Here is a 954-nt window from a genome sequence, read left to right as displayed (position 1 = left end):
CGGGCGAGGAAACCCGCCTGAAGTACCGCTACCTGGACCTGCGCCGCCCGGAAATGCAGCGCATGCAGCGCACCCGCATCAAGCTGGTGCAGGCGCTGCGCCGCCACCTGGACGCCACCGGCTTCCAGGACATCGAAACCCCGATCCTGACCAAGGCCACCCCGGAAGGCGCCCGCGACTTCCTGGTGCCGGCGCGCATGCACCCGGGCGAGTTCTACGCCCTGCCGCAGAGCCCGCAGCTGTTCAAGCAGATCCTGATGGTGGCCGGCTTCGACCGCTACTACCAGATCGCGCGCTGCTTCCGCGACGAGGCCCTGCGTGCCGACCGCCAGCTGGAATTCACCCAGCTGGACATGGAGTTCGCCTTCGTGCGCGAGCGCGACGTGCAGGACTTCGTCGAAGACATGATCCGCGCCATCTTCAAGGAAGTGGTGGACGTCGAGCTGGACGCCAGCTTCCCGCGCCTGACCTGGGCCGAGGCGATGCGTCGCTTCGGGTCGGACAAGCCGGACCTGCGCATCGCGCTGGAGCTGGTGGACGTGGCCGAGCTGGTCAAGGCCAGTGAGTTCCCGGTGTTCACCGCCGCCGCCAACGACGCCGACGGCCGCGTGGCCGCGCTGCGCATCCCCGGCGGTGCCACCCTGAGCCGCAAGCAGATCGACGAGTACGCCGCACATGCCGCCAAGTACGGCGCCAAGGGCCTGGCCTACATCAAGATCGGCGACACCGGTGAAGTCAGCTCGCCGATCGCCAAGTTCTTCAGCGAAGAGGCCTTCGCCGCGCTGGTGGCCCACGTGGGCGCCGGCAACGGCGACATCGTGTTCTTCGGTGCCGGTGGCTACAACAAGGTGTCCGACTTCATGGGCGCGCTGCGCCTGAAGGCTGGCAAGGACTTCAACCTGGTCGCCGCCGGGTGGGCCCCGCTGTGGGTCACCGACTTCCCGATGTTCGAAT

1 protein-coding gene is annotated in these 954 nt (G+C 67.8%); it reads left to right on the top strand.

Annotated features, from left to right (window positions below; translation table 11 throughout):
* Positions 1-954: aspartate--tRNA ligase (gene aspS, locus DBR34_RS23610; protein ID WP_258224043.1), on the top strand; the 954-nt coding region annotated here is incomplete at both ends.

It is taken from the genome of Stenotrophomonas sp. HMWF003, assembly GCF_003061285.1.
GTDB classification, from domain to species: domain Bacteria; phylum Pseudomonadota; class Gammaproteobacteria; order Xanthomonadales; family Xanthomonadaceae; genus Stenotrophomonas; species Stenotrophomonas maltophilia_AP.
This window is presented reverse-complemented; position numbering and strand designations above follow the sequence as displayed.